Source organism: Micromonospora sp. CA-263727 (assembly GCF_050942455.1).
In the GTDB taxonomy this organism is placed as follows: domain Bacteria; phylum Actinomycetota; class Actinomycetes; order Mycobacteriales; family Micromonosporaceae; genus Micromonospora.
In genome coordinates this window covers 367,351-391,833 of record NZ_CP192031.1, presented here as the reverse complement: position 1 = coordinate 391,833, position 24,483 = coordinate 367,351, and the positions used below count along the sequence as shown (strand labels likewise).

At 71.3% G+C, this 24,483-nt stretch carries 19 protein-coding genes and 1 riboswitch; of the genes, 1 reads left to right on the top strand and 18 read right to left on the bottom strand.

What is annotated here, in order from left to right:
• Positions 1 to 17: 17 nt before the first annotated feature.
• The 18 genes from ACQPYA_RS01795 to mqnE form a co-directional block, all read right to left on the bottom strand.
• Positions 18 to 953, bottom strand: coding sequence for an ABC transporter substrate-binding protein (locus tag ACQPYA_RS01795; protein ID WP_433530894.1), 936 nt, complete (start codon positions 951 to 953; stop codon positions 18 to 20).
• A 110-nt stretch (positions 954 to 1,063) separates the two neighbouring features.
• Positions 1,064 to 1,151: riboswitch (cobalamin riboswitch) on the bottom strand.
• A 179-nt stretch (positions 1,152 to 1,330) separates the two neighbouring features.
• Entirely contained in the window at positions 1,331 to 3,208 is a 1,878-nt protein-coding gene (locus ACQPYA_RS01790; RefSeq protein ID WP_433530893.1) for a M14 family zinc carboxypeptidase, read from the bottom strand.
• Between the two features lie 174 nt (positions 3,209 to 3,382).
• Positions 3,383 to 3,727, bottom strand: a complete 345-nt coding sequence (locus ACQPYA_RS01785; RefSeq protein WP_433530892.1) for a DUF4229 domain-containing protein — start codon at positions 3,725 to 3,727, stop codon at positions 3,383 to 3,385.
• 114 nt (positions 3,728 to 3,841) lie between these two features.
• Positions 3,842 to 4,264, bottom strand: a complete 423-nt coding sequence (locus ACQPYA_RS01780) for a hypothetical protein (protein WP_433530891.1) — start codon at positions 4,262 to 4,264, stop codon at positions 3,842 to 3,844.
• A gap of 93 nt (positions 4,265 to 4,357) precedes the next feature.
• Positions 4,358 to 4,819 (bottom strand): LPXTG cell wall anchor domain-containing protein, encoded by a 462-nt coding sequence (locus tag ACQPYA_RS01775; protein WP_433530890.1) that lies wholly within the window; start codon positions 4,817 to 4,819, stop codon positions 4,358 to 4,360.
• A gap of 332 nt (positions 4,820 to 5,151) precedes the next feature.
• On the bottom strand, positions 5,152 to 6,225 hold the full coding sequence (locus ACQPYA_RS01770; RefSeq protein ID WP_433530889.1) for a WxL protein peptidoglycan domain-containing protein: 1,074 nt from the start codon (positions 6,223 to 6,225) through the stop codon (positions 5,152 to 5,154).
• Between the two features lie 98 nt (positions 6,226 to 6,323).
• Positions 6,324 to 7,529 (bottom strand): Ig-like domain repeat protein, encoded by a 1,206-nt coding sequence (locus tag ACQPYA_RS01765; protein WP_433530888.1) that lies wholly within the window; start codon positions 7,527 to 7,529, stop codon positions 6,324 to 6,326.
• Positions 7,530 to 7,697: 168 nt separating this feature from the next.
• Positions 7,698 to 8,645, bottom strand: a complete 948-nt coding sequence (pstB, locus tag ACQPYA_RS01760; protein WP_433530887.1) for a phosphate ABC transporter ATP-binding protein PstB — start codon at positions 8,643 to 8,645, stop codon at positions 7,698 to 7,700.
• A gap of 12 nt (positions 8,646 to 8,657) precedes the next feature.
• Complete coding sequence (locus ACQPYA_RS01755; RefSeq protein WP_433530886.1) at positions 8,658 to 9,632, bottom strand: sortase domain-containing protein; 975 nt, start codon at positions 9,630 to 9,632, stop codon at positions 8,658 to 8,660.
• An 80-nt stretch (positions 9,633 to 9,712) separates the two neighbouring features.
• Entirely contained in the window at positions 9,713 to 11,407 is a 1,695-nt protein-coding gene (locus ACQPYA_RS01750) for an Ig-like domain-containing protein (protein ID WP_433530885.1), read from the bottom strand.
• A gap of 115 nt (positions 11,408 to 11,522) precedes the next feature.
• Positions 11,523 to 12,668 (bottom strand): hypothetical protein, encoded by a 1,146-nt coding sequence (locus ACQPYA_RS01745; protein ID WP_433530884.1) that lies wholly within the window; start codon positions 12,666 to 12,668, stop codon positions 11,523 to 11,525.
• Positions 12,669 to 12,856: 188 nt separating this feature from the next.
• Positions 12,857 to 15,589, bottom strand: coding sequence for a hypothetical protein (locus tag ACQPYA_RS01740; protein ID WP_433530883.1), 2,733 nt, complete (start codon positions 15,587 to 15,589; stop codon positions 12,857 to 12,859).
• On the bottom strand, positions 15,586 to 17,340 hold the full coding sequence (locus ACQPYA_RS01735; protein WP_433530882.1) for a substrate-binding domain-containing protein: 1,755 nt from the start codon (positions 17,338 to 17,340) through the stop codon (positions 15,586 to 15,588). Before ACQPYA_RS01735 ends, ACQPYA_RS01740 begins: the two co-directional genes overlap by 4 nt.
• 3 nt (positions 17,341 to 17,343) lie before the next feature.
• The gene (gene pstA, locus ACQPYA_RS01730) at positions 17,344 to 18,699 is read right to left on the bottom strand and encodes a phosphate ABC transporter permease PstA (protein WP_433530881.1); all 1,356 of its coding nucleotides are present in this window, start codon (positions 18,697 to 18,699) and stop codon (positions 17,344 to 17,346) included.
• Between the two features lie 10 nt (positions 18,700 to 18,709).
• Entirely contained in the window at positions 18,710 to 19,750 is a 1,041-nt protein-coding gene (gene pstC / locus ACQPYA_RS01725) for a phosphate ABC transporter permease subunit PstC (RefSeq protein WP_433530880.1), read from the bottom strand.
• On the bottom strand, positions 19,750 to 20,256 hold the full coding sequence (locus ACQPYA_RS01720; protein ID WP_433530879.1) for a hypothetical protein: 507 nt from the start codon (positions 20,254 to 20,256) through the stop codon (positions 19,750 to 19,752). The genes pstC and ACQPYA_RS01720 overlap by 1 nt, the downstream gene beginning before the upstream one ends.
• A gap of 206 nt (positions 20,257 to 20,462) precedes the next feature.
• On the bottom strand, positions 20,463 to 21,236 hold the full coding sequence (locus ACQPYA_RS01715) for a hypothetical protein (RefSeq protein WP_433530878.1): 774 nt from the start codon (positions 21,234 to 21,236) through the stop codon (positions 20,463 to 20,465).
• Positions 21,237 to 21,350: 114 nt separating this feature from the next.
• Positions 21,351 to 22,520, bottom strand: coding sequence for an aminofutalosine synthase MqnE (mqnE, locus tag ACQPYA_RS01710; RefSeq protein ID WP_433530877.1), 1,170 nt, complete (start codon positions 22,518 to 22,520; stop codon positions 21,351 to 21,353).
• A 256-nt stretch (positions 22,521 to 22,776) separates the two neighbouring features.
• Here mqnE and ACQPYA_RS01705 point away from each other — a divergent pair, with 256 nt between their 5' ends.
• The gene (locus ACQPYA_RS01705; RefSeq protein WP_433530876.1) at positions 22,777 to 24,315 is read left to right on the top strand and encodes a C40 family peptidase; all 1,539 of its coding nucleotides are present in this window, start codon (positions 22,777 to 22,779) and stop codon (positions 24,313 to 24,315) included.
• Positions 24,316 to 24,483: the final 168 nt, after the last annotated feature.

Here is a 24,483-nt window from a genome sequence, read left to right as displayed (position 1 = left end):
ACGCCTGCCGTACCCGGTCACGCGCCAGCCTTGGCGGTGGCGTCCACGATGGTGCGGAGCAGGTCGACCACGCGCGGCCCCCAGCGGGAGGCGATGTCGTCGTCGAGCGCGACGATCTGGTCGTTGCGTACCGCGTTGATGCCGGACCAGCCGCTGCGGGCCTTCACCGTCTCGGCGCTCTGCTGGCAGCACTTGACGTCGGAGAGGAAGACGAAGTCCGGGTTGGCCTTGACGATGACTTCCTGGGAGAGCTGCGGGTAGCCGCCGTTCTTGCCGTCGGCGTCGGCCGGGTCGGCGATGTTCGCCAGGCCGGCGAGGGTGTAGAGCGAGCCGATGAAGGTCTTGCTGGTGGCGGTGTACAGCTCCGGGCCCAGCTCGTGGAAGTAGGTGGGCGCCTGGAGCCGCTGCGGCACCTCGGCGACGATCTTCGCGATGTCGTCCTTCATCCGCTGCACCACGTCGGCCGCCGCGGTCGCGTTGCCGGTGAGGGTGCCCAGCTCGGTGATCTGCCGGTACGAGTCGTCCAGGGTCTGCGCCGCCGGGGTCAGGTAGACCGGGATCTTGAGCGCGGCGAGCTGGTCCACGATCTTGTTGCGGTCGTCGCTGAGCACCACCAGGTCGGGATCCTTGGCGGCGACCGCCTCGGCGTTCGGCTGGTAGCCGGAGAGGTCCGTCTTCGGCGCGTCGGCCGGGAAGTTGGACTGGTCGTCGACGGCGGTGACCTGCGGTCCGGCACCGATGGCGAAGAGCATCTCGGTGGCGGAGGCGGAGAGCGAGACGATCTTCTCGGGGCGCTGCTCCAGCGTCAGCGACCCGACGGTGACGGGGAAGGCGGCGCTGGTCGGGCTACCGCTGGCGGCGGGTGTCTCGGCGGCCTTCTCGGCGCAGGCGCCGAGGGCGAGCGCGGCCACCGCGAGGGTGGCGGCGAAGACCCGGGGGGTACGTCGGAACATTGGTCCTCCTGTCGGTCGAGGAGTGCGGTGCTTCGCCGACAGGGAGCCTGGACGCCCGTCCGCGAGGCGCCCTTCCTCGAGAGCGCGGATCGCGACCGCGCCCCAGGCGACCTGGCTCGTCCCCGCACGGCGTGATCTGTTCGATCTCGACCTGGCGGGGGCATCACAGTTGCGGGACAGCGCCGGGGTCACACCGGCTTCGCTGCGGCGGGTCGGTAAGACCGTAGCGCACGGCCCGACCGCACCCGGCTGAGCAGGGCCGCGGTCGACGCCGCAGGGCCGCCACCGGCCGAGGTCGGGGCGGAGGCTCGGTGTTCTTTGTCCGGTTGGTCCCTGAGACGGGGCCCCGCGCGAGGGGGTGTCGGGGCCCCGTCGACTCAGGAGGCGGTGATCGTGACGTTGTCCACAGCCGCCTCGACCAGGCTGGCCGTCGAGAGGTCGGCCGCTTCCACCAGAATCCGGATCGACTGTCCGGCGTACGGGGTGAGGTTGAGGTTCGACTGCGTCCAGGCGCCGTTGCGGTTGCTGGCCGCTCCGGCCTGGGTGAGCAGCGCCGTGGTGCCGCCGTTGTGCACCACGCTGACCCGGAAGTAGTCCGCCGAGGACGAGTTCGAACCGTGCGCCAGATACCAGGCCAGCGAGAGGGTCAGCGTGCCGCTGGACGGCAGCGTGATGGCCGGGGACCGGGCGCTGGTCACGCCGTCGTCGACGTCGTAGTCACCCGCGCCGGCGCCGGCGAGCCGGCCGGTCACCAGGTCGTTGCTGCCCGCGTACGGGACGAGTTGCTTGGCCCCGCTGGAGTTGGTGGCCTGCGCGGCGCCCCGCTCCCACTGGCCCGAGGTCGCGGTGTCGGTGCCGTTGGGGTTGATCGTCCAGCCGGTCGCGGTCTCGAAGGTGTCCGACCAGACCGTGGTGCCGCCGCCACCGCCGCAGTACTGCGCCTGCTTGCCGATCGCCCGGTACGGGCAGTCGGCGTACTCGGCGAGCATGAGCACCGCCTCCCGGTTGCGCGAGGTCTGCGCGGGGATCACCTCGTCGGGCGGGTAGAAGCCGCCGCCGGAGGCCGTGCGCGGATAGAGCTCGAAGGTGTACGCCCAGATGCCGTGCACCGCCCACATCCAGTCGATGCTGCTGCCATCGGTGATGTACAGGTCGCTGGACTGCTGCGGGGTGAAGCCGTTGGTCGCCGCCATCTGCCGGCCGATGGTGGCGAAGGTGTTGAACTGGTCGGCCGTCATTCCGGGTGCGGTGTCGTTGTAGGTGTAGCCGTACGGCCAGAGCACCAACTCGGAGTAGGTGTGGAAGTCGATGTTGGCCTTGATCTGCTGCACTCCGCCGACCACCCGGCTGTTGACGAAGTTGCGCAGCGCCTGCGTCTCGGGGGCGGAGAACGCCGACGGGCCCCGGTAGGTGTCCGAGGAGGTCGAACTGGACGAGCCGCCGCAGCAACCCCAGTTGTAGCTCCAGTTCCGGTTCAGGTCCGTCCCGACGTACGACGATCCGCTGTTGGGTTGGCGGTTCTTCCGCCAGGACCGGTACGAGCCGGTGGCGATGTCGTACTCGCTGCCGTCCGGGTTGACCGACGGCACGATCCAGATCTCCCGGCTGTTGACCAGGTTGGTGATCCGGGAGTCGGTGCCGTAGTTCTGCGTGAAGAGCCGCATCAGGTAGATCGCCATCTCGACGGTCAGGTGCTCGCGGGCGTGCTGCTGCGAGTTGAAGAGGATCTCCGGCTCGTTCTCGTCGACGGCGACGTTGTCGGAGATCTTCACCGCCATCAGGTCCCGGCCCTCGTACGAGGTGCCGATGCTGATCTTGCGGGCGATCGACGGGTAGGTGGCGACGATCTGGTTGACCACGGTGGTCAGCTCGGCGTAGTCGTGGTAGTCGGCGTCGGCCGGCGGGAAGGCCAGCACGCCGACGTCCCCGTCGTCGTGGCCCCGGTCGGTCGGTGCCGGGGCGACCTCCTCCAGCCGGAAGCCGAGCCGGGTGATGGCGGCGGCCTCGGCGCGGGTGGCCGAGACGTGCAGCACCCCGTGCTCGGAGTAGTCGATGGAGGCGCCGGTGCGGGCGACCGCGCTACGGTCGGCGAGCGTACGCGGACCGAGCACCCGGTAGGGCGCGGCGGCCGGTTGTTCCTCACGGTCCGGGGCCGGCCGGGCGGAGACCGGTGGCGCGGATATGGCGAGCAGGCCGAGCCCGGCGGCGACGATGAGCGCCAGAGCACGGCGGACGGGGACGGTGCGGAAGGCCATGGACAACCTCCTGAAGGCGCGGGGATCCCCCGCTCGGTAGCGGACAGCCCACCACCGGTCACATGGTCATATCAATATCGATCGTTTTTTGGTCCATCCCAGCCGGATCCTCATGCCGGCAACATGTTTCCGCCAGCCGGTTCGCGACGGAGCCGGGTGCCGGAATCCGCCGGCTCAGCTGGCCGGACCGCGCCCCTGATCCGAGCCCGTCCCGGGCTGGTCGGCGGCCTGGTCCGCGGAGGCTGCACCGCCCGCCGGAGCGTCGGTGTTGTCCTGCTCCTCACCGGCGAGCGCGGTCCGCAGCCGCTCCTTCTCCGTGCGACGGCGCTCGGCGGCAGCGGCCATCTCCTCGGCCATCTCGTCGCGCCAGCGCTTGAGCAGGAAGAACGAGAGCGCGGCGGAGAACAGCAGCGCCACCATCAGCTTCAGGAAGATGTTCATGCTGACCGGCCAGAGGGCCGCCACGACGACCACGAAGAGCCCGATCCGGCCCAGCGTGTACTTGACCGCCGCGCTCACGCCGACGCCTCGCCGCTCAGCCAGATGGTGCGCTCGCTCACGTAGCCTCTCCTCTTCCCGCCGTCCGGCTGACGGCGCTCTCACTCCTGCGGTGCCGGCCCGCCGGGCCCGGTCTCAGCTCGTCCGGCTGGCCAGCCAGCGGACGCCGGGAAACCAGATCACCGCGTACACCACGGTGAACGTCGCCGCGGCCAGCCCTCCGGAGAGCAACGACGGAAGCCCGACGGTCACGCCGGCCAGCGCCAGCCCGGCGACCACCGCCACCGCGACCGCCACCAGCGCGGCCACCACCCGTGGGGCGCCGAACTCCCAGGCCCGGAAGTCCTCCCAGAACAGCCACGCCGGCAGGATCACCGCCAGCCAACCGTTTGCCTGGCCGAAGTCACCGGCCCCGAACGAGGCGAAGGCCCCGTCGAAGAGCACCAGCACCAGCAGCCCGATGACCACCCCGGCCAGGCCGACACCAAGCAGGTCGCCCAGGGTCCGGATGCGTCCCTCGGCGTCCCGACGGGGAAACGCGCTCTGCTGCTCGGTCATCGTCGTGCCAGCGTACGCGAACCGCGGCGGCGCCAGCCCGCTGGCCGGGTCGCCCATGGTTCGCCGGCCCCTCCGGCGTCCGATGTCGGCGGACTATCCGGACGGGAGTTCCCGTCGCCGCCGGGCCAACGTCCGCAGCGCCGCGCCGCCACCGACCAGCACTGCGCCGGCGAGCACCAGGGCACCGATCGCGGCACCGGTGCGCGGCAGTCCACCCCCGGGCGACGGCGCGGGAGAACCCGGCGAGGCGGTGGCTGACGGCGAGGTGGTGGTCGACGGCGTCGGCGAGGCGGTTGCCGAGGGCGAGGCGGTCGGGCTGGCGGTGCCCGAGGGGGTCGGCTTGGGGGCGATCGAGACGGAGATACGCACAGGCCTGCCCTGCTCGCCGCCCTGATCCGGTGCCGGCGCGGTGGCGGATGCCAGGGCGACCACGGTCACCGTGCTCGGCGGCCGGTGGTCGACCGCGGCCTGGGCGCCCGCCGCCCAGAGGACGACGATCGCTCCGGCCATCGAGGTGACCGCCGCCGCGTGCCGGCGGATCCGGGTCCTGTTCACCACAGTCTCTCTCTCGTCTCGGGTCTCACTGGTCTCCGCCCGCCGGTCCGGAACACCGCCACCAGTCCGGCGGTCGCCCGCGGCGGCCCACCGCGCCGGCGTCCGACGATCCCCAGGAACATGGCCGTGACCTGGACCCCGAGGAAGATCAGCATGCCCCATGACACCCCCGCTGTCGAGACGGCCCGATTGGCGGACGCGACCACCGCCGTTCGGCTCACGGTCCCTGGATCGACCGCACGGCAGGCGGATATCCGGCCGGCTCAGGAGACGTTTCGGGATCGTGCCGGTGAGCCGAAACTCCGAGGCGGGCAGCGGTTCGGGAATTCTGCTCACTTCGCCGCACCGAGGTGGGACCGGGCCCGCGCGGCACCGCTACGTGGCAGCGACCCGCCGGCACCGGACGGCGGATCGAGTGGCATGGCGGCCAGCCGGCGGGATCGGCGCAGGTACCAGCGGTACATAAGCAGCCCCACCAGGAAGGTCAGCAGTCCGACGAGCGTCCACGGCACGGAGAGCGTCGATCCGGAGCCGGACACCGAGGGCAGCGTGTCACGAGAGGTCCGGACGTTGGCCACCACCGTCGCCGTCAGCGGGCCGGCCGGCACGACGTGTGCGAACTCCTGCCGCAGCCGGAGCTCCGAGTCGGGCAGCAGCTCCGGCAGGTCGACCAGGCCGCCGGTGGCCAGGCGTACGCCCAGGGGGCCGCTGACCTGGAGCCGGACCGTGCCGGTCAGGCGGACGTTGCCGGTGTTGGCGATCCGGTAGGCAACCTGCATCTTTCCGCCCGGCACCGGCATTGCCGGGTTGTCGTGGTTCACCTCGACCGCGGTGACGGTCACGGCCGGCTCCAGCGGACCCGCCACCCGGAGGTAGACCCGGGCGGCGATCCGCCGCTCCACGTTCACCTGCTGGCCGTCCGCGCCGACCTGCACCTCCGTCACCGATGCGATGACACCGCCGGCGTGATCACCCGGGGTGGCATCGGCCGGCACCGTCAACCGGAACGACATGTCGGACCGCTTTCCCGGTGCCAGCGTCGTCGACGACTTGGGCAGCGTGATCCACGACCCCACCCCGCTCGGTGCCTGGCTGCGGGGCAGCAGTGCGAAACCGCCGTCGGGAGCGTTGAACGCGTCGGTCGGATAGAGGTCGACCTTGATCGGGCGGGCACCGAGGTTGCTCACCGAGAACCAGTCGGTGATCTCCTCTTTCGGCGCCAGCTCGTAGTCGAACTGCTTGCGCCCCTTGGGGCCGCTCGGGCTCGACGGCACCACCGTCCAGGTCGGATCCTCCGCAGCGGCGGCCGTGGCAGGTAGGGGAAGGGCGAGCATGCCGGCCGCCACGATGGTGGCGGTCAGCGCGACGGCGAGACGGCGGAGTCCGTCCCGGATCTTGTCGATCATCTGCGGCTCCGGGAGTCGAGCAGGAGAAAGCCGGCTGCGGCGGAGTGGTCGCGGGGCGGTGCCCACGACCACTCCGCCGCTGGTCGAGCGGCTGGCGATCAGGCCAGGGTCAGGGTCAGGGTCGCGGAGTACTCACCCGGCGGGATGTTGTCCGGGATGGTCAGGCTCAGGCCGGCGTCGCAGGTGAACGTGCCGGCGCTGGAATCCAGGGCGGCCGAGCAGAGGGTCCGAGCGTCGCCGAGGTCGGCGGCGGCACCGGCGACCACGGCACCCGAGCCGCCGGTCTTGGCGGCGGACGGGGTCCAGCTCAGGTTGCTGCTCGGGATGGTGTCGTCGCCGAGCGTGAAGTCCTCCACCTGGCCGGTGAGGTCCCAGCCGACGTTGGTGCCACGCAGGTCGGTGACGGTCGCGGTCGGCAGGTTGCCGGTCGCGGTGCCACCGACGGTGCCGCCGGCCAGCTGGGCCGTCGGGCTGGCGACGACGAGCGTGAACGCGCCCGGCGCCACGTCGGCGATGATCTCCACCGGCGCGGTGATGGCCCCCGCGGCGGCGGTGATCTGGTACGGGGCCGCCGCCGAGTTGGACGCCTTGAAGGCGGTCGCGTCGGTCGGCACGAAGGCAGCCGACAGGCCGAAGGTGCCGACCGGCAGGGCGGTGGTCGCGAAGGTGGCGGTGCCGTTGGAGACCGCCGCGGTACCGACCACGGAGGCGCCGCGGCGGAACTCGACGGTGCCGGCGGCGGTGGCCGGGGTGACGGTGGCGGTCAGGGTGACCTCGGTGCCCTGCTCCACCGGGCTGGCCGGGTTCACGGCGAGCGCGGTGGTGGTCTCCTCGGCGATCGGGACCCGCCAGGTGTTGCCGCTGACCACGATGGAGGTACGGAACTCGTCGGCGTGCCGGCCCTCGGTCAGGCTGTAGCACTCCATGACGACCCACCACTCACCGCTGCCGGGGGCGGCACCGAGCGCGGTCTGGAACGACCGGTTCGGGTTGACGGTGATGCCGTCGGGGTACTCGGCCGGGTTGTCGTAGCCGCCACCGCCGAGCACCGGGGCCAGGTTCGAGTACGGACCGCCCGGACGACCGATCCGGAGGTTGGCGTTCTCACCGAAACCGGCCGGGCAGAGGGCGGTGGTGCCGCTTTGGAAGATCGGGGTGTCGGTCACCAGACCGCTGGTCTGACTGATCTGCACCTCGCCGAGCGACGCCGCCTGCGCCGGGGCGGCGATGCCGACCAGGACGCCGGCCGACAGCGCCATGGCGCCGAGGAGAGCGCCAGCGCGGGCGAGCACACGCTTGTTCATGAATCACTTCCTCTCGTGAGGGTGAACCCGGCCCGTCCCTCTGGAAGGGCCGGGATAAGGCTCAACCTCGGGCATGAAAGCGCAGGCAGGGCAATGTCTCCGCCAAACGTGCGCAAAGCAAATTCTGGGTGCCCGCCCATCCACCGAACGGATGTCGGGGTAAGCGGATCAGCCGAAGCGGCCATTGACGTAATCGTGAGTGCGCTGATCCTGCGGATTGTCGAACATTGCCGAGGTCGGCCCGTATTCGACAATGAGACCGGGTGTCCCGTGCGAGGCGAGAAAGAACGCGCACTGGTCGGAGACCCGGGCCGCCTGCTGCATGTTGTGGGTGACGATCACGATCGTCACCTCCGCGCGCAGTTCCGCGATGGTCTCCTCGATCCGGCGGGTCGAGGTCGGGTCGAGCGCCGAGCACGGCTCGTCCATCAGCAGCACCCGGGGGCGTACGGCGAGCGACCGGGCGATGCAGAGCCGCTGCTGCTGGCCGCCGGAGAGGGCCCCGCCGGGCTGGCGGAGTCGATCCCGCACCTCCTTCCACAGGCCGGCCTTGGTCAGCGTCTCCTCGACCAGCGCGTCACGTTCACCCCGGGACGCCCGGGTGCCGGTCAGTCTCAGGCCGGCCACCACGTTGTCGTAGATGGACATCGCTGGGAACGGGTTCGGCTTCTGGAACACCATGCCGACCTGGCGGCGGGCGTCGGTCAGCCGGCGCTCCGGGTCGTACAGGTCGCGCCCGTCGAGCAGGACCTCACCGGCGAGCGAGGCGCCGGGCACGAGTTCGTGCATCCGGTTGAGCGTCCGCAGGAAGGTGGACTTTCCGCAGCCGGAAGGGCCGATGAGGGCGGTCACCTGACCGGCCGGCATGGTGAGGGAGACGCGGTCGAGCACCTTGTGGTCGCCGAACCAGGCCGAGATGGACCGGGCGTCCAGGGCAGCCAGCCCCTCTCCCGGTGGCCCGTACCGCCGCCCGGCCGGTACCGGGTCGGCCGGAGAGGGGTCGGTGACCGGCAGGTCGACCAGCGTCGCCGAACCAGCCGATTCGGCGGTCGTCAGCGGCGGGCCGGAGATCGGGACGGTTGCCGGGGTGCCCGGATTGTCGATGCGGTGTTTCACAGGAACCTCCGGCTAGAGCAGGTTGGGCAGCAGTCGGACGGCCTGGTCGCAGGCGGCGCAGCCGAGGGCGGCGAGGAGCGGTCCGCCGGCGATCCACGCCTGCCAGCCGCCCCAGCGATTGCGCAGATAGGTCACGGCCAGCACGGTGAACAGGAGCGCCTGGGCCCAGAGCATCACCGGCGTCCAGGCGTCCGGATCGGTCCCCATCGCCAGCTCGGCCGGGGGCAGCGCGGCCGCGGTGAACCGGCGGGCCGGAGTCGGCTGGACATCGCTGGCCAGGTCGGCGTCGACCCACATGACATCCGTGGGCATGAACTCGGTGCCGAGGGCGGTGATGAGCGTGAGCCGTCCCCCGTCCGCCGCGGGCGGGTCCGGCACCGGATCGCCCGGGTGGCGGATTCCGGTCACCACGTACTCGTGTCGGTTCTCGCTCTGTCCGGTCGTGACCCGGATGACGTCGCCGGGCATGAGCAGTTCGAGGTCGCGGAAGGGTCCGCCGTACGCCGCCCGCCGTCCCATGATCACGCTGGTGCCGCGCTGTCCGGGCAGGACGCTGTCGCGACGGTGGCCGGGACCGGATCGCAGCACGTCGGCGCTGGTGCCCTCGAAGACCACCGCGTCCAGGCCGATCCGGGGAATGTGCAGCAGCGCGACCGGCGAGCCGGGCGCGACCAACATCTCCCTCCCCTCCGGATCCTCCCGGTAGTCGATCCGGTACTGGCTCACCGGTGCGGTGCCCTGGGCCAGCTCACTCCGGAAGTCGGCGAACGCCGTCTGCTGGTTGCGCTGGTACTGCAACTGACTGACGACGGTCAGGTGCAGCACCATGCCCAGCGCCAGCACGGCGAGGATGCTCAGCGCGGTGCCCGGCACCTGGAGCGCGAGGTTGACCGACCGGCGCAGCGGCGGCGGTGCGGATGGCGGGGTGGCCGCCACCGGCGGCTCGGCCGGCGGCGGCGCCAGCGGATTCATCGTGGCCGTCGACATGCTTTCTCTCCTCGCGACCGGATCTGCTCTGGCGGGCCGTCCGGACGGTGGCCCGGACGGCCCGCACGGCGGGTGGGGGCTCAGCTCCGCCGGTCAATGTCGGATTCGGTGGCGTCGCCGCCGGGCTGGTCGTCATCCGGCCACCGCACCGGCTCCCACTCGCCTTCGCGACGGCGTCCGGCTGCCATCGCGGTGGTGCCGACGCCGACCAGCACCAACCCGGTCAGACCCATGCCGATCAGCGGAAGACCGGTCTTCGGCAGGTCGCCGCCACCGCCCGGGTTGCTCGGATCGTCCGTCGGGTCGTCGGTGGGGTCGTCCGTGGGCTCGTCCGTCGGGTCGGTGGGATCCGGGCTCGGCGAGGCCGCTCCTACCTCGACCACCACCTCGTCAGAGGTCGACGGTGCGAAGACGGTGCTGTCGGTCGGGGTGAAGACCGCGGTGAGGGTGTGCCGTCCAGCGGTCATCGCGGTCGTGTGGATGACGGTGTTGCCGGAGCCGTTGCCGGTGACCGTCCCGGGCTCGCCGAGCGGCGTCGCGCCGTTCCAGAACTGGACGGCGCCGGCCGCGTCGGCGGGCGTGACCACCGCGGTCAGCGTGAGTTCCGCACCCGGTGCCAGCGGGCCGGTCGGGGAGACGGCCAAGCTCGTCGTGGTCTCGGTCGCCCCGATCTGGAAGGTCTGCCGGAGCGAGGTGCTGGCCGCACCCTCCGGGCCCGCCGGCACGAAGTGCGCATCGAAGCTGTGCCGTCCCTGAGGCAGCTCCGTCACCGTGATCGAGGACGTGCCGTTCGACACCGCCGCGGAGCCCAGCTCGGTCTTTGTCGTAGCGCCGTACCGGGCGAAGTGGACCGTTCCCGCTGCCGCCGGTTCGATCGTCGCGGTCAGCGTGAGCGGGGTGCCGACCGGCTGCGGGCTGGTCTTGTCGATCTTCAACGTGACCGTCGTGGTGCCCGGCGCCACCACCAGCAGTTGCCGGCGCTCGGAGTTCGACACCTGGTACGCGTTCTCGTCCGCCGGCTGGAACGTGACGAAGAGTTCGTGCGGCGTGGCGTTGGCCGGAAGTTCCGACGTGGTGAGGACCGCGGTTCCATCCACGACCGTCACCGTGCCGATGTCGAACGTCCGCGGGTCACCGCCATCGTCCGCGCTCCGGGTCACCCTCCGGAAGATCGCCTCACCGGCGGCCGACGCCGGCTCCACGTGTGCCGTCAGCGTCACCTCCCCGCCGGCCTCCAGCCGTTCGGCCGACAGGGTGAGCGTGGTGGTCGTACCCGCCGCGGTCGAGCAGCTCGTGCCCACCCGCCAGGTGTTGCCACAGACGAAGATCGGGGTCTGGAACTCGTCGGCGTGCCGGCCCTCGGTCAGGCTGTAGCACTCCATGACGACCCACCACGCGCCCTCGCCCGGAGCGGCACCGAGCGCGGTCTGGAACGACCGGTTCGGGTTCACGGTGATGCCGTCGGGGTACTCCGCCGGGTTGTCGAAGCCGCCACCGCCGAGCACCGGAGCCAGGTTCGAGTACGGGCCACCCGGACGACCGATCCGCAGGTTGGCGTTCTCACCCCAGCCGGCCGGACAGCGGCCGGTGGTGCCGCTCTCGAAGATCGGGGTGTCGGTCACCAGACCACTGGTCTGGCTGATCCGCACGGCGCCGAGCGACGCCGCCTGCGCCGGGCCGGCCAACGTGATCAGCACGCCGGTGGTCAGCGATGCGAGGGAGAGCACGAGGGCGGCTCCCAGCGCGGTCACGCGGGCGAACCAACGCCTGCTCATCTGCGGTACCTCCGCTGGTCGGGATAGTCGCTGGTGGGATGGGACCTGGTCCGGTCGTCCGGGCTGATGCGGAGGTCCGGGCGGCCGACGACCGCCCGGACCGGTATCGCACCGATCAGCTGTTGAACCGCAGGTTGGTGTAGCCACAGTTCGCCTCAAGGGGCGAGACGAAGTTCGCACGGATGCCGAAGCCGAACAGCTGGGCGACGTTGCGCGGCACGCCGCCCTCGTTGACAGTCGCGGTGCAGACCGTCGAGTTGGGCCCGACGAAGTTGCCGGCGATGGCCGGCACGCTCAGCTTGGCGGTCGGCACGACGTTGTAGACGTCACGACGAAGCGGGAAGTTGATGTTCAGCACGCCACCCACCACCGGCTGCTGGACCGTCCCGCCGGTGGGCCGCATGCCCGTCAGGGAGGCCTCGCCCCGCCGGTCCTCGACCGTGACCTGGGTCAGGTTCTGGATCCGGGCGGAGTTGGACTGGGCAACATACTGCGCGGCAGAGAACGGCACGACCCGGTTCGGGAAGCCGTTGAGCACCGTGCCGTCGTGCTCCTGCGCCCGCGGGATCAGCGGGGTGCCGCCGGTCGCCAGGCAGGGGTAGTCGCCGAGGTTGATCTCCTGCTCGGTGATGCCCACCCGCTGCGACCAGAACTCCCACGTGCCCGAGCCGGCCTGGAGCATCACTGGCTGGACCGTGACGCCACCGATGGTCCGGTCGAGGCAGCGGTAGACCCGCTGGGCCTGGGCGAACGACACGTTCGACGGCAGGTCGCCGAAGGTGTTGCGGGCCAGGGCCACGGCGTCCACGCCGAACGGGATGTAGGTGTAGTTGCCGGTCGTCGACGGGTTGCTGCCGCCGCCGTAGCTGGACGACCGGGCAAAGTCGACGCAACCGGTCACGTTCACGTTCTGCCACCGGCCCGGGCCGCCCTGGCCGATGTCCTCGCCCTCCGAGGCGAGCAGCGACCGGCGGCCGTTGCCCGACCCGTTCGGACGCGGGAATTCGCAGTCCGTCGACTTGGTCTTGATGTTGGCGGTGCCCCGGGCGTCCCAGGACGCGATGACCTTGTTGCCACCCGAGGTGACGACGTTGCCCAGACCGTTCATCACGTCCTGGGTGGTGTCCGACCCGGTGCCGGCCAGAACCCGGTACTCGTTGGCCGGAACCGGGTCCGCGGCGGCCGGGGTGGCCACCATGCCGGCGGCGACCACGGCGGCGAAGGCCGCCGCGCTCACCCTGCCGATGGACTTGACCTTCATGCGTGCTCCCTTTCTTCGGGGCATGACATTCGCGCTCGTCCGAAAGCGGACGGGCCAAATCCCATGGTCGCTGCGGCTGATGGCTGCTGAAACCGGCGACAGACAAACGTTTTGGGACGTTGTCTCTCGCCAACACGTAGGCCGAATGAACAGCAATTGGCGAAATCGCCAGGTGGACTTGTCGGACCTCATTCGTCGGATTCCACGGACAGATAGCGGACGCCGTATCGGCGCAGAATGGGTCCGGCCACGCCACCTATCAGCCCGACGGCCAGAATGCCGACGAGCAGATAGCGAATGTTGCCCAGCGGGCTGCCCTGGGAGGCGCGGACGGCCAGATCGGTCGGGGCCTGCGGCGACGGCGCGGTGTTCGCCGGCGAAGGCACCGCACCCGGGCTCGGCACGCCGGCCGGCGGCAGCGCGGCACCGGTGGTGGCCACCGGGGCACCGGGAGGCGGAGAGTTCCCGGCGGCCGGCGGCGCGGTCGCACCGGGCGTCGGCGTGGCCGACGGACGGGCCCGTTCAAGCTGGTCCGCGGCGGCCCTGGTCCGGGCGCGCAACGCTTCGGAGAGCGGCACGTACCCCTCGGGCAGTTGGCCACGGGCGAAGCCGGACTGCTGACCCGCGCCGGCGATGTAACGCAGCAGGATGGCGTAGTCGCGCCGGGCGTCGGCGGGGTCGGTCAGGTCGGCGACCGCATAGGTCAGGATCGACAGCGGGTACGCCCCCGACGTGGACCAGGCTTTCCCCGGATCGATCACCGGCACGTCCCGGACCTCGCTCGGGACGGCGACCTCGGCAGCCGCCTGCATCCCCTCGGTGCTGGCGCCGCGGCAGTCCGAGGCCGCATACCGACCGGTGGCGGCCTGGTACGTCGCTCGGCACAACTGCGCGGTGAAGAGCCCGTACCGCGCGGCGGAGGCCGAGTCGGTCACCGACATGGCGAACCGCGTGCCCACCTGGTCGCGGGGCACCTTGGTGAACTCCGGCACCCCGGACAACGGCACGTTGATCAGATCGAGCGGGGACGCCCGGCCGCCGATGTCGGCCCGCAGCGTCTGCTCCGCGCCCTTGCCGAGGCCCTGCGTGTACGGCCGGTAGTCCAGGGTGCAGAGGTTCGCCTCGCCCGTCCGGTCCTCCCGCTCCCAGGGCTCCACCACGCAGTGCGACTCGGCCTTGGGGAAGTAGTCCGGCGCCCCGCTGCGCAGCGCCTCCGCGTACGCGGGGTTCACCACCATGCCGTGCTCGTCCGGTGCCGGCTTCTCCTCGGTGCCCTTGAGCCAGGCGGCGGCGTCCGGGTCGGCCAGCACCCACTGCCAGAGCGTCCGCGCCGCCACCGAGCTGCCGTTGGGCATCATGAGGCCCTGCAAGGTGGCCGAGGGACGGTCCTCCCAGGACCGGAAGACCGGGTTGAGGTCCAGGAACTCCGGATCGTTGCGGATGCTGCCCGGGTTCTTCTCCGGACCTGCGCCGCCCGGAACGTCCCGCCGGTACGACTGCGTGAGCAGCTTGGCGACCAGCCGGGGCGTGAGCTTGAGGTCGTGCAGCCCCAGGCCGCGCAGTTTCTCGGTCTCCGCATCGCGCCGGTCCACGCCGAGGTTGACGTCGATGTTGATCGCGATCACGACGCCGCTCAGGGTCGCCGGAGCGTGGACGACCGCCGGATCGGTGTCGGTGGTCGACACCGGCTCGGCGCTGTAGACCAGCCCCGGTGCGGTCTCGTAGGGCGCGAGGAGCTGGCGTGCGGCCTCGAAGTCCCCGACCGGGGAATAGCTGACGGAGGCGCCGCCGGCCGCCGTGCAGAGCGCCGGCCGCCAGGAGGTCGCCGCCTCGGCGGCCAGCTCGGTGCCGGCGGTGATCCGCTCTGGCCGGTCGAGCGGGCACACGTTGCCGATCGGCTCGAATTCGAGCGGCACCACGATCCGGTGCTGCCACAAGGCGGGCGTCAACGGCGACCCGTGGACCCCGCCGCTGACCGAGACGTCCTCGCTCGTGTACGGGTGGAGATGGCCCCGGGGCACGATCACCAGCGAGCAGGGGCGGGACGGCTGCTCGCGTCCGGCGGAGTCCAGGTAGGGTGCGCCGCAGCCGAGGTCCGGAGCGCGCATGGCGTTCTGCACCTCGAAGGCGATCCGGCCGGTGCCGTCACCGGCGGTCAGGGCGTACGGGTACTCGTTGGTCACGGCCGGCGAGAAGTACTGCGCCAGCGTCTCCTCCGAGTAGGCCTCCCGCTCGTCCGGCCTTCTCGGGTCCTTGATCATGGGAAACGGGTTTCCCGGGCTGCCGTCCGCGGTCCGGGGCTGCTCGCAGCTGCCGGAGACCGGCTGGCAGCTGACCGGCCAGAAGGGCACCGACCTGGCCCCCTCGGGCAGCGTCTCGCCCGGGTCGCGCTCGGGATAGCCGGCGATCCCCAGGCCCTCGATCTCACGGCTGCCCGCGTTGATCGAGGTCAGGTCCCCGACGTTCTGGTTCGGCATCACCGGTGTGGCGAGCTTCGTGCCGAACTGGCAGGTTTCCCGGAACCTGAGCCCGAGCGGATCGTCGGCCGCGTTCGGATCACCCCAGCACTGCATCAACTGGAGGTAGTCGACGCCCAGCTGGCGCAGTCTCGGCGTCGGGGTGGCGCCCTTCCAGGTCACCACGACGGCCTGGTTGGCCAGGTCCTTCGTCTGGCTGACGGTGACCTCGAAGGACGAGAAGTCGGCCGGCGCGGTGCCGGGGATGACCTCGTCGGGGCCGAGGTTCCGCCCCTTCACGGTCACCGCCGAGCCCCCGGCGGCCTGCTCGGCACGGGCCGGATCGGCACCGATCCGACTCCCCACGGCAGCGGGTTGCAGGGTCGCGAGGATGCCCAGGAGGAGAGCCAGCACGGTGACGGAGAGGGCGCGGCGGGTTGCTGCGCGGGTACGGCTGCGGCTCATCGGTCACGCCACCGGTCGTCGCCACGGTGCCGGTTCTGCAACGTGTTCGCCAGCAGCGGCGGTGCGATCACCAGGCCGAGCAGCAGCAGGCCGGCCAAGAGCATCATCGTGTGCTGGAGCCGCCAGCCGCCCTCGCCGGCAAGGGACACCGGTACGGCGACGGCCTGCTCGCCCGCGCCGGCACCGCCCGGGTCGTCGGAGCCGATGACCTCACCGGTGTCCGGGTCCACCACCGGCGGGGCCCCGGCGGTGGGCACCCCGCTCGGGCCGCCCGTGCCGGTTCCACCGGTACCGGTTCCGCCCGTGCCGCTGCCACCCGTGCCCGGTCCGGTCGTGCCGCCACCGGGGCCCGCCGAGGTGGTCGGGTTCGGGCTGCCCCCGCCGGCCGAGCAGGCCGCCGCCGCCAGCACCGGAGTCGCCTGCGGTGCGCCGGCCGTGCCGGCCGGGTTCTGGGTCGGGCCACGCTTGTCACAGGCCGAGGGCTGTGGAGCATTCTGGGCCAGGGCGTTGCCGCCACTCGACGAGACGGTGGGGTTGTTGCAGCTGGCGATCTTCTGCTTGATGTTCAGCTTCTGGGCGCCCGGGATCCGCTGCACCTGTTCCATGCCGCGTTCCACCAGGTTGACCGGCAACGGCGAGTAACCCAGCACCTCGGCCTGCCGCTGCCCCTCGCAGAGGAAGTAGTAGGCGAACTTGCCGAGGGTCTCGCCGTGGTCGGTGGTGAAGGCGTACTGCTCCTGCCCCGCCACCGTCCCGACGGGGAGGATCATGTAGGAGTACGACGACATCGGGTAGCTGCGCGGATCGGGGTTGCGGTAGACGTCGTCCAGGATCTGGGTGAGGTAGTCGTCGGCGTCGACCGAGCCGGTGTCCTTGATCCTCGCCTGGGTCAGGGCGACCGCCACGTTCCGTGCGGTCGGCTCGACGTAGTAACCCGCCCGGTTGAGCATCCGGACCACCGGAAAGCGCGCGTTGAGCGCGTACGAGTACTCGACATAGGTGATCGCGCCCTCGGCGTTGTCCTGCCGGACCTTGCCCGAGACGCCGTCCGAGCCGGTCGCTCCGATCATGCCGGCGAGCCGGGGGTACGTGGAGGTGATGCCGCACGGCGCCGGCTTGTTCCAGTTCCGGCAGTACGCGTTCCAGATCGCCGGATGCTCCTTGCTCATCCAGAGGGTGAACTGGGCTGTCGTGCCGGATCCGTCCTGCCGGACCACCGGCGTGATCGCGCGGGCCGGGAGGCTCAGGCCGGGATTGTCGGCGCGGATGGCCGGGTCGTTCCACCGGGTGATGCCGCCCGTAAAGATCTTGGCGATGTTCTCGCCGGAGAGCCGGAGGTTGGTCACCCGCCGACCGTTGATCTTCAGGTTGTACATGAAGGCCGTGCCGCCGGCGACGATCGGCATGTACCCGGACGGCCGGGCGCCCTTGCTGTCCGTGCCGCCGAACGCGTCCCGGAGGCCGTACGGGATCTCCGAGACGCCGAAGTGGGCCTTCCCCTCCCGGAACTGGGTGCGCCCCTGGGTCGACCCGGCTGCCTCGTACTGCACCTCCAGGCCGTTCGCCTGCACGTTCGCGGCCCAGGCGGCGACGGCGTTGGCGCTCCACGTCGAACCGATGCCGACGATCCGCACGGTCCGCTTCGCCGCCTGGGCGGAGGGCGAAACGGGCGGTGCGAGCGCGCCGACGAGGGCGACGACTCCCGCAACGGCCAGCAGCCGCACCGGGCGGCGGATCCGCTGTCTCACCATGACCTACCTCGTTGTCGCTTCCGTTTGGTTGTCGGATCGGGGTGGACCGCCGGCGTCATGAGCCGGACGTTCCGGACGCTCCCGCTCCCGCCTGGCGAAGCGCAGCGCGTCCCGGCGCGAGGCGATGGCCCGGCGTCGACGCTGGCCCCGACTGAGTTGGCCGGGAGCCCGGCCGCCAATCAGCCGGGCGAGCACGAAGAGCAGGAGGACGAGCAGCATCAGCACGGTCGCGGCGCCGAACCCGCGGGCGATCATCACCTCGTCCGGTCGGCGTACCGCGTCGAAGGTGAACAAGGGCAACGAAACCTGCGGCCCATTGGTGGGATCGAGGTTCGTGAACTGGGTGAAGCCGGCCGTGAGCAGCACCGGCGAGGTCTCGCCGATACCCCGCGCCGTGCCGAGGATGATCGCGGTCGTCGCGCCGGAACGGGCGGTCGGCAGGATGACGTGCCAGATGGTGCGCCACTGCGACGCGCCCAGGGCCTGCGCCGCCTCCCGCAGCGTGCCCGGCACCAGCCGGAGGACGACGTCGGCCGCACGGATGATGATCGGCAACATCATCACGCTGATCGCCAGGGCCGCGGCGAACCCGGATTTCTGGCCGATCAGCGGAAGGTCCCCGTAGCGGCGTTCCAGTTCGCCGAGCGCCAGGATCACCGTGGCGTAGATGAAAAGTCCCGCCACGATCGACGGCAGGGCCGTCATCGCCTCGACGATGATTCGCACGAAGCGGGTGAACGGACTGGGCATCTCGCTGAGGAACACCGCGCAGAGCAGGCCCAGTGGGATCGTGATCGCCAGGGCGATGCTGATCTGCTGGAGCGTGCCGATCATCGCGTGCCGGATGCCGCCGACCGAGAGCGGATCCAGCGGGCCGGCCTGCCGGGCGTCCTCGTAGTAGAAGTTGAGGTGCGACAGCGGCTCCCGGCCCTTGAAGAGGGTGAACCCGACGACCACGACCAGCGCGAGCAGCATCAGGAAGGCCAGGCTGTGCACGACGGCGGCGACGATGCGGTCCTGCACCGCCGGGCCCGACTCGTCGAGCGAGACGAGCACGCCGTAGATGCCCAGGAAGATCAGGTAGGCGAGGACGACGAAGCCGAGCAGACCGTCGAAGGGCGCCAACTGGTGGAAGACCAGGAAGGTGACGCTGACCGCCGCCGTCGCGGCACCGAGGAACGCGAGGAGATCGGTACGTCGGGCCGCCGTCAGCGCGCGCCGCGCCTCGGGCGCCTTCGGGCGCGCGGATCGCTGCGGCACGGTGGTGTTGGACGCCCCGCCGGCCGTACCTTCCGGTTCCGTCGGCACCGCCGGAGCCGGCACCTTCGGCTCGGCGAACATCGTCTGGTCGGCGCTCACCCGCGGCTCCTCACGCGTCACTCGCCGCGCCGGACCGGCTGCGGCTGATGATCAGGCCGGCCCCGAAGTTGACGACCAGGGTCATCGCGAACAGGACGAGACCGGCCGCCATCAGGCCCGCGATCCCGATCTCGTTGGACTCGGCGTACCGCAGCGCGATGAGCGAGGAGATGGAGCCACCGCCGCTCTGCAGGATGTGCGGCTGGATGACGAACACGACCGAGATGACCAGGTAGACGCCGATGGTCTCGCCCAACGCCCGACCGAGGCCGAGCATGGTTCCGCCGATCATTCCGCCGCGCCCGAAGGGCAGCACGACGGAACGGATCATGCCCCACTTCGTCGCCCCCAGGGCGTACGCGCCCTCCCGCTCGCTCACCGGCGCCTGGGAGAAGACCTCCCGCATGACCGAGGCGATGATCGGGGTGACCATCATCGCGACGATGATCCCGGCGATGAACGTCGAGCTGGTGAACGCGCCTTCGCTGATCGGGTTCCGCGGGTCGTAGTCGTCCACCCGGAACAGCGGAAACCAGCCGAGGTACGTGGCCAGCCAGCGGGGCAGTCCCTCGTTCTGTTCGCCGACCACCAGCAGGTGCGGTTCGAGCAGGTAGAGACCCCAGATCCCGTACACCACGCTGGGCACCGCAGCCATCAGGTCGACCAGGTTGATCAGGACCGGAGCGACCCGGCGCGGCGCGTACTCGGTGATGTACAGCGCAGCGCCCACGGCCAACGGCACCGCGATGGCGATCGCGACGGCGGCGATCAGCCCGGTGCCGACGAGGACGCCGGCCACACCGAAGTTGGCCCCCTCCGGATCCCACTCCTGGGTGGTGAGGAACCGCCAGCCCATGATGTCCAGCGCCGGAATCGCGCGCAGGGTGAGGAACGTGCCGACCAGCAGCATGATGACCAGGACGATCGCGCCGGCCACCCGGAACACGCCTCGGAAGAACCTGTCGGAGAGGCTCCGGCGCTGCCGTAGCCGGCGGGGGGCCTCGGCCCCGCCGCCGGTCGGCGTCTCACGGCCGGAAACGACGACCGTCATCAGCCGACGTCCCGCTGCCGTAGGTCCCGCCGCAGTGCCGACTCCCGCACCAGGTGGGTCGGAATCGGCGAACGGGGCAGGCCGCCGTGGCCGTCCCGTGGTGGCGGAAACGGCTCCGGCGTCCGGCGCCGCCGTACGCTACGGGTTCCCGGGACCACCTCGGCGAGCGGCAGCGCCTCCAGGAACCGGGTCAGGTTGTACATGCATTCGCGAGCACGCAGGTACGAGCGGCTGGACAAGGCCACCGGCACCCCGTCCAGCTCGACGAGCCAGGTCCACTGCCCGTCGGTCGGCAGGGTGCTCTCCATCGGCACCACCCGGTCCACGTTGGCTCGAAGGTCGAGGACCGACTGCCGGCAGTTGGCGTAAAGCTGGTGGTAGACCGCGCCGCGACCGAGCGGCCGGTTGTTCGGCGAGACGAGCATCCAGACGATGCCGTCGACCTCCTGCCCCTGGTACGGCCCGGGCATTGGCGCGGCGAGAAACACGAACCGTGAACGCTGCACCCTCGTCCCCCTCTTCTCCGGCGTGCCCCACGCACGCAGGTTGCCGCCTCCCCAGGAAGCAATTCGCTGTACAGGGTGGGGACCATGGGTGACCCCTTACGCAGCCGTCCGCTCACGCCAGACGTGCAGCATGTGAACAGCGCGTACCGGAGCATCCACCGTTCGGATAACTCGGCCACCCGCGCAGCGGACCGGTCACCGTCCCGTCAGCGACGGCCGCCCTTCCGGCCGGGCACCTGCGGGGTCGGCCGGCGGGTCGCCAGCCAGGTCGCGCCGACCAGGGCCAGGGCGCCGAGCAGGGCAAGAATCCACCAGGGGTTGGGGAGCGAGGCGGAACCGGTCCCTCCGTTGCCGGTGAGCCGACGCTCGGCGTCGTCGGGCTCTGCCGGGGCTGTCGCGTCCCCGCCGGCCGGGGTCGCGGACGCCGTCCCGGGCGGCTGCCGCGTCGCGCTGCCCGCACCCGTCGCGGCGTCGTCGGGCACCACCAGGCCACCGTCGGGGCCCGGGGTGGCGGGTGCGGCGCCCGCAGGCCGGCCGGTACGCCACTGCCGGCCGGAGACCGTGATCGAGGTGACGAACCGTTCCGGGTGCAGGCCCTGGGTGTCGCTCAGGCACTCCACGACCACCCACCACTCACCGTCGACCGGTGCGCCACCGAGCGCGGTGGCGAAGGAACGGTTGGGCCGGGCGGTCACCGGGGCGCGGTCGTAGCCACCGTCGGTCAGCGGCCGGGCGAGGTTGCTGAACGGGCCACCGGGCGGACCTACTCGCAGCTGGGCGTTGCGCCCGAAGCCGGCCGGGCAGGGCGCCGACGTGGTGGCACTGGCAAAGATCGGGGTGGTGTCGACGGTGCCGCTGGTCACCGGCAGCCGCACCGACCCCAATGGCGCGGCGCTGGCCGGGGCGGGCGCGACGACGCTCGCGGCAGCCAGGAAGAGAACGGAGGCGACGGCGGAGCGCGCACGTGGGTATCTGGACACACCGAGGGTCTATGCGGGGTGTGCGAACACCGGCGCACGCCCGCCGACGCGCGGGACAGACAGCAGATGAACACCGACCGGCGGAGCGCCACTCCGGCCGGTGGGCGGCTCAGGTCAGGCCCAGACCTGCTGCGGCTCGGAGCGGCGCTGCGCCAGCGTCGGCGCGGCGTCGTACTCGCGGACCACCTCGTAGCGGGTGTTCCGCTCGACCGGCCGGAAACCGGCGTCCCAGATCAGGTGCAGCAGGTCGTCCCGGTGCATCGTGTTCGGCGTCCCGTACGAGTCGGCGTCGTGGGTGATCTTGTATTCCACGACCGAACCGTCCAGATCGTCCACACCGAAGTTGAGCGACAACTGGGCCACTGAGAGCCCGTGCATCACCCAGAAGCACTTGACGTGCGGCACGTTGTCGAACAGCAGCCGGGAGACCGCGAAGGTCTTCAACGACTCGGCCGGCGAGGCCATCGTCGTCCGGGCCTGGATCCGGTTACGGATCTTGCCGTCCGCCGAGTCCACGAAGTCGTGCTGGTAACGCAGCGGGATGAAGACCACGAAGCCCCCGGTCTCGTCCTGCAACTCCCGCAGCCGCAGCACGTGGTCGACCCGGTGCCGGGGCTCCTCGATGTGGCCGTAGAGCATGGTCGACGGGGTCCTCATGCCCTTGCTGTGCGCCAGCCGGTGGATCCGCGACCAGTCCTCCCAGTGGCAGGCGTGGTCGACGATGTGCTGGCGGACCTCCCAGTCGAAGATCTCCGCGCCGCCACCGGTCAACGACTCCAGGCCGGCATCCATCAGCTCGTCGAGGATCTCGTCGGCGGTCAACCCGCTGATCTTCTCGAACCACTGCACCTCGGTCGCGGTGAACGCCTTGAGCTTGACCTTCGGCAGCGCCGCCTTCAGCTCGCGCAGCACCTTCGGGTAGTAGCGCCAGGGCAGCGTCGGGTGCAGGCCGTTGACGATGTGCAGCTCGGTGAGCTGCTCGTCCTCCATCTCCTTGGCCTTGCGGACCGCCTCGTCGATCCGCATCGTGTACGCGTCCTTCTCGCCCGGCTTGCGCTGGAACGAGCAGTACGCGCACGAGGCGGAGCAGACGTTGGTCAGGTTGAGGTGCCGGTTGACGTTGAACATGACCTGGTCGCCGTTCAACTCGGTGCGCCGGTGGTGTGCCAGCCGGCCGAGCCAGGTCAGGTCGTCGCTGTCGTAGAGGGCGATCCCGTCCTCACGGGTCAGCCGCTCCCCCGCGTACACCTTCGCTTCGAGCTCGCGCTTGAGTCCGGCGTCCATCGAAAGCCCGTCCCTTCCACCTCCGGTCGCAACCGGAGCCCGGTCGCCACCAGAGCCTACGTCGACCGCAGGCGCAGCTCACACCGCGGTCCGGCGGCAACGCGGGCGACACCGGACTCTCAGCCTCCTGTTACCGGCCCAGACATCGACACCGGGATACCAGGTGCGGTAAGACAGGATGGGACACGAACACCCACTTCGCGTCCCACCGCCGCGTCCGGGCAGTCGCGGCGAAACAAGCCAGACGGGGAGCGGCATGGTCGACAGCGCGAACGGGCAACGGCAGCGGCGACGGAGTCCGGTGGTCTCACCGGTGCTGCGACCGATGCTCTGGTCCGCGTTGCTCAGCGCCATCGCCAGCACGGTCCTCGCCGCTCCGGCGTACGCCGACCCGAGCGTGCCGGTCACGGTGCCCGACAGCGGTTCCCGGCCGGTGGTCACCGGCCCGCTACAGCTGCCCGGCGGCGCTCAGGCCGGCGGCGCCCCGGGCGTGGTGACCCCGCCCGTCCCGGGCAACACGCTTGAGGCCCAGATCAACGCCGCCGAGGCGCGGGTCGGCGAGCTCGGCACCCAACTGCTCGAACTGCAACAGCAGCGCGCCGAGGCCGAGGCGGAGCAGCTCGCGGCCGAGCGCACCCTGGAGTTCGCCCGCGCCGCCGTCCAGCAGGCGCAGCAGGGCGCCGACCAGGCCGCCGCCGAGGCGATCAAGGCCGCCGCCGCGCTGCCGCCCGGCGACTTCGCGACCGACCTGCGCGACCTGGACCTGCTCCGGCGGGCCCATCTCGGCGAGAAGTCCGAGCACGCCACCGGCTCGGCCGCCGGTGAGCTGGCCCGTACCCAGGCCGACGAGCAGGTGGCCACGGCGGCGTACACGGCGGCCGACTCCCGGCTGCGGGGCGTCCAGGACCAGTACGCCGCCACCCAGCAGGCGCTGCGTGACGAAGAGGCAAAGCTGATCAAGCTGCGCGAGGAGAACGCCGCGCAGCTCATCGATCTGGCCCGCCAGCAGGAACGCGCCGAGCAGCAGCTCGGTGCCGACTACCTCGACCAGCCGGCCAACGGGCTGGTCGCGCATCCCACGGCACTGGCCGCGGTCGCCTACGCCCGCAAGCAGCTCGGCGATCCCTACGTCTGGGGTGCCACCGGACCGAACTCGTTCGACTGCTCGGGGCTGGTCTGGTCGGCGTACCGGTCGGCGGGTTACTACGGGCTGCCCCGGGTCTCCCGCGACCAGTACTACGCGACCCGGTCCCGGACCGTGCCACGGACCGCGTTGCTCCCCGGTGACCTGGTCTTCTTCGCCTCCGGCAGCAGCTGGCAGAGCATCCACCACATGGGGATGTACATCGGCGGCGGCAAGATGATCCACGCCCCGACCACCGGCGACGTGGTGAAGATCTCGACCGTCCGCTGGTCCCGGCTCTACGCCGCGACCCGGGTGGTCGGTGCGGTGCCGGCTCCGACGGCCTCGCCCACCCCGTCGGCATCCCCGACCCCCAAGCCGACGCCGACCCCCACGGCCACGCCCAAGCCGACGCCGACGTTGACGCCTCGGCCGTCGACCACCCCGACCCCCTCGCCGACGCCCTCGGGCTCCACCTCGCCCTCGCCCTCGCCCTCGCCCACGCCCACGCCGTCCGGCTCCACCTCGCCAACGCCCTCGGGTTCCACCTCGCCGCCGCCGAGCCCGTCGGTCTCGGCGTCGCAGAGCGCCGACGCCGACCCCACCACGGCGGCGAGCAGCTCCGCTCCTGAGGTGAGCGTCTCGGCCAGCCCGGACCTCGGCGGTCGCTGACCCGCGCCGAAGGCCACCGCCGGTCCCGGCAGCTTGCCGGCCCGGAGCAGGTTGACGGCGGCCGGCACGAGGTACACCCGGACACTGTGGGCACTCCGGGTGTGCCACACGGTCGGAATATGGCACGGTGTCTCTCAGGGCACTCCCGGGTCCGGCCATACGGGTCCG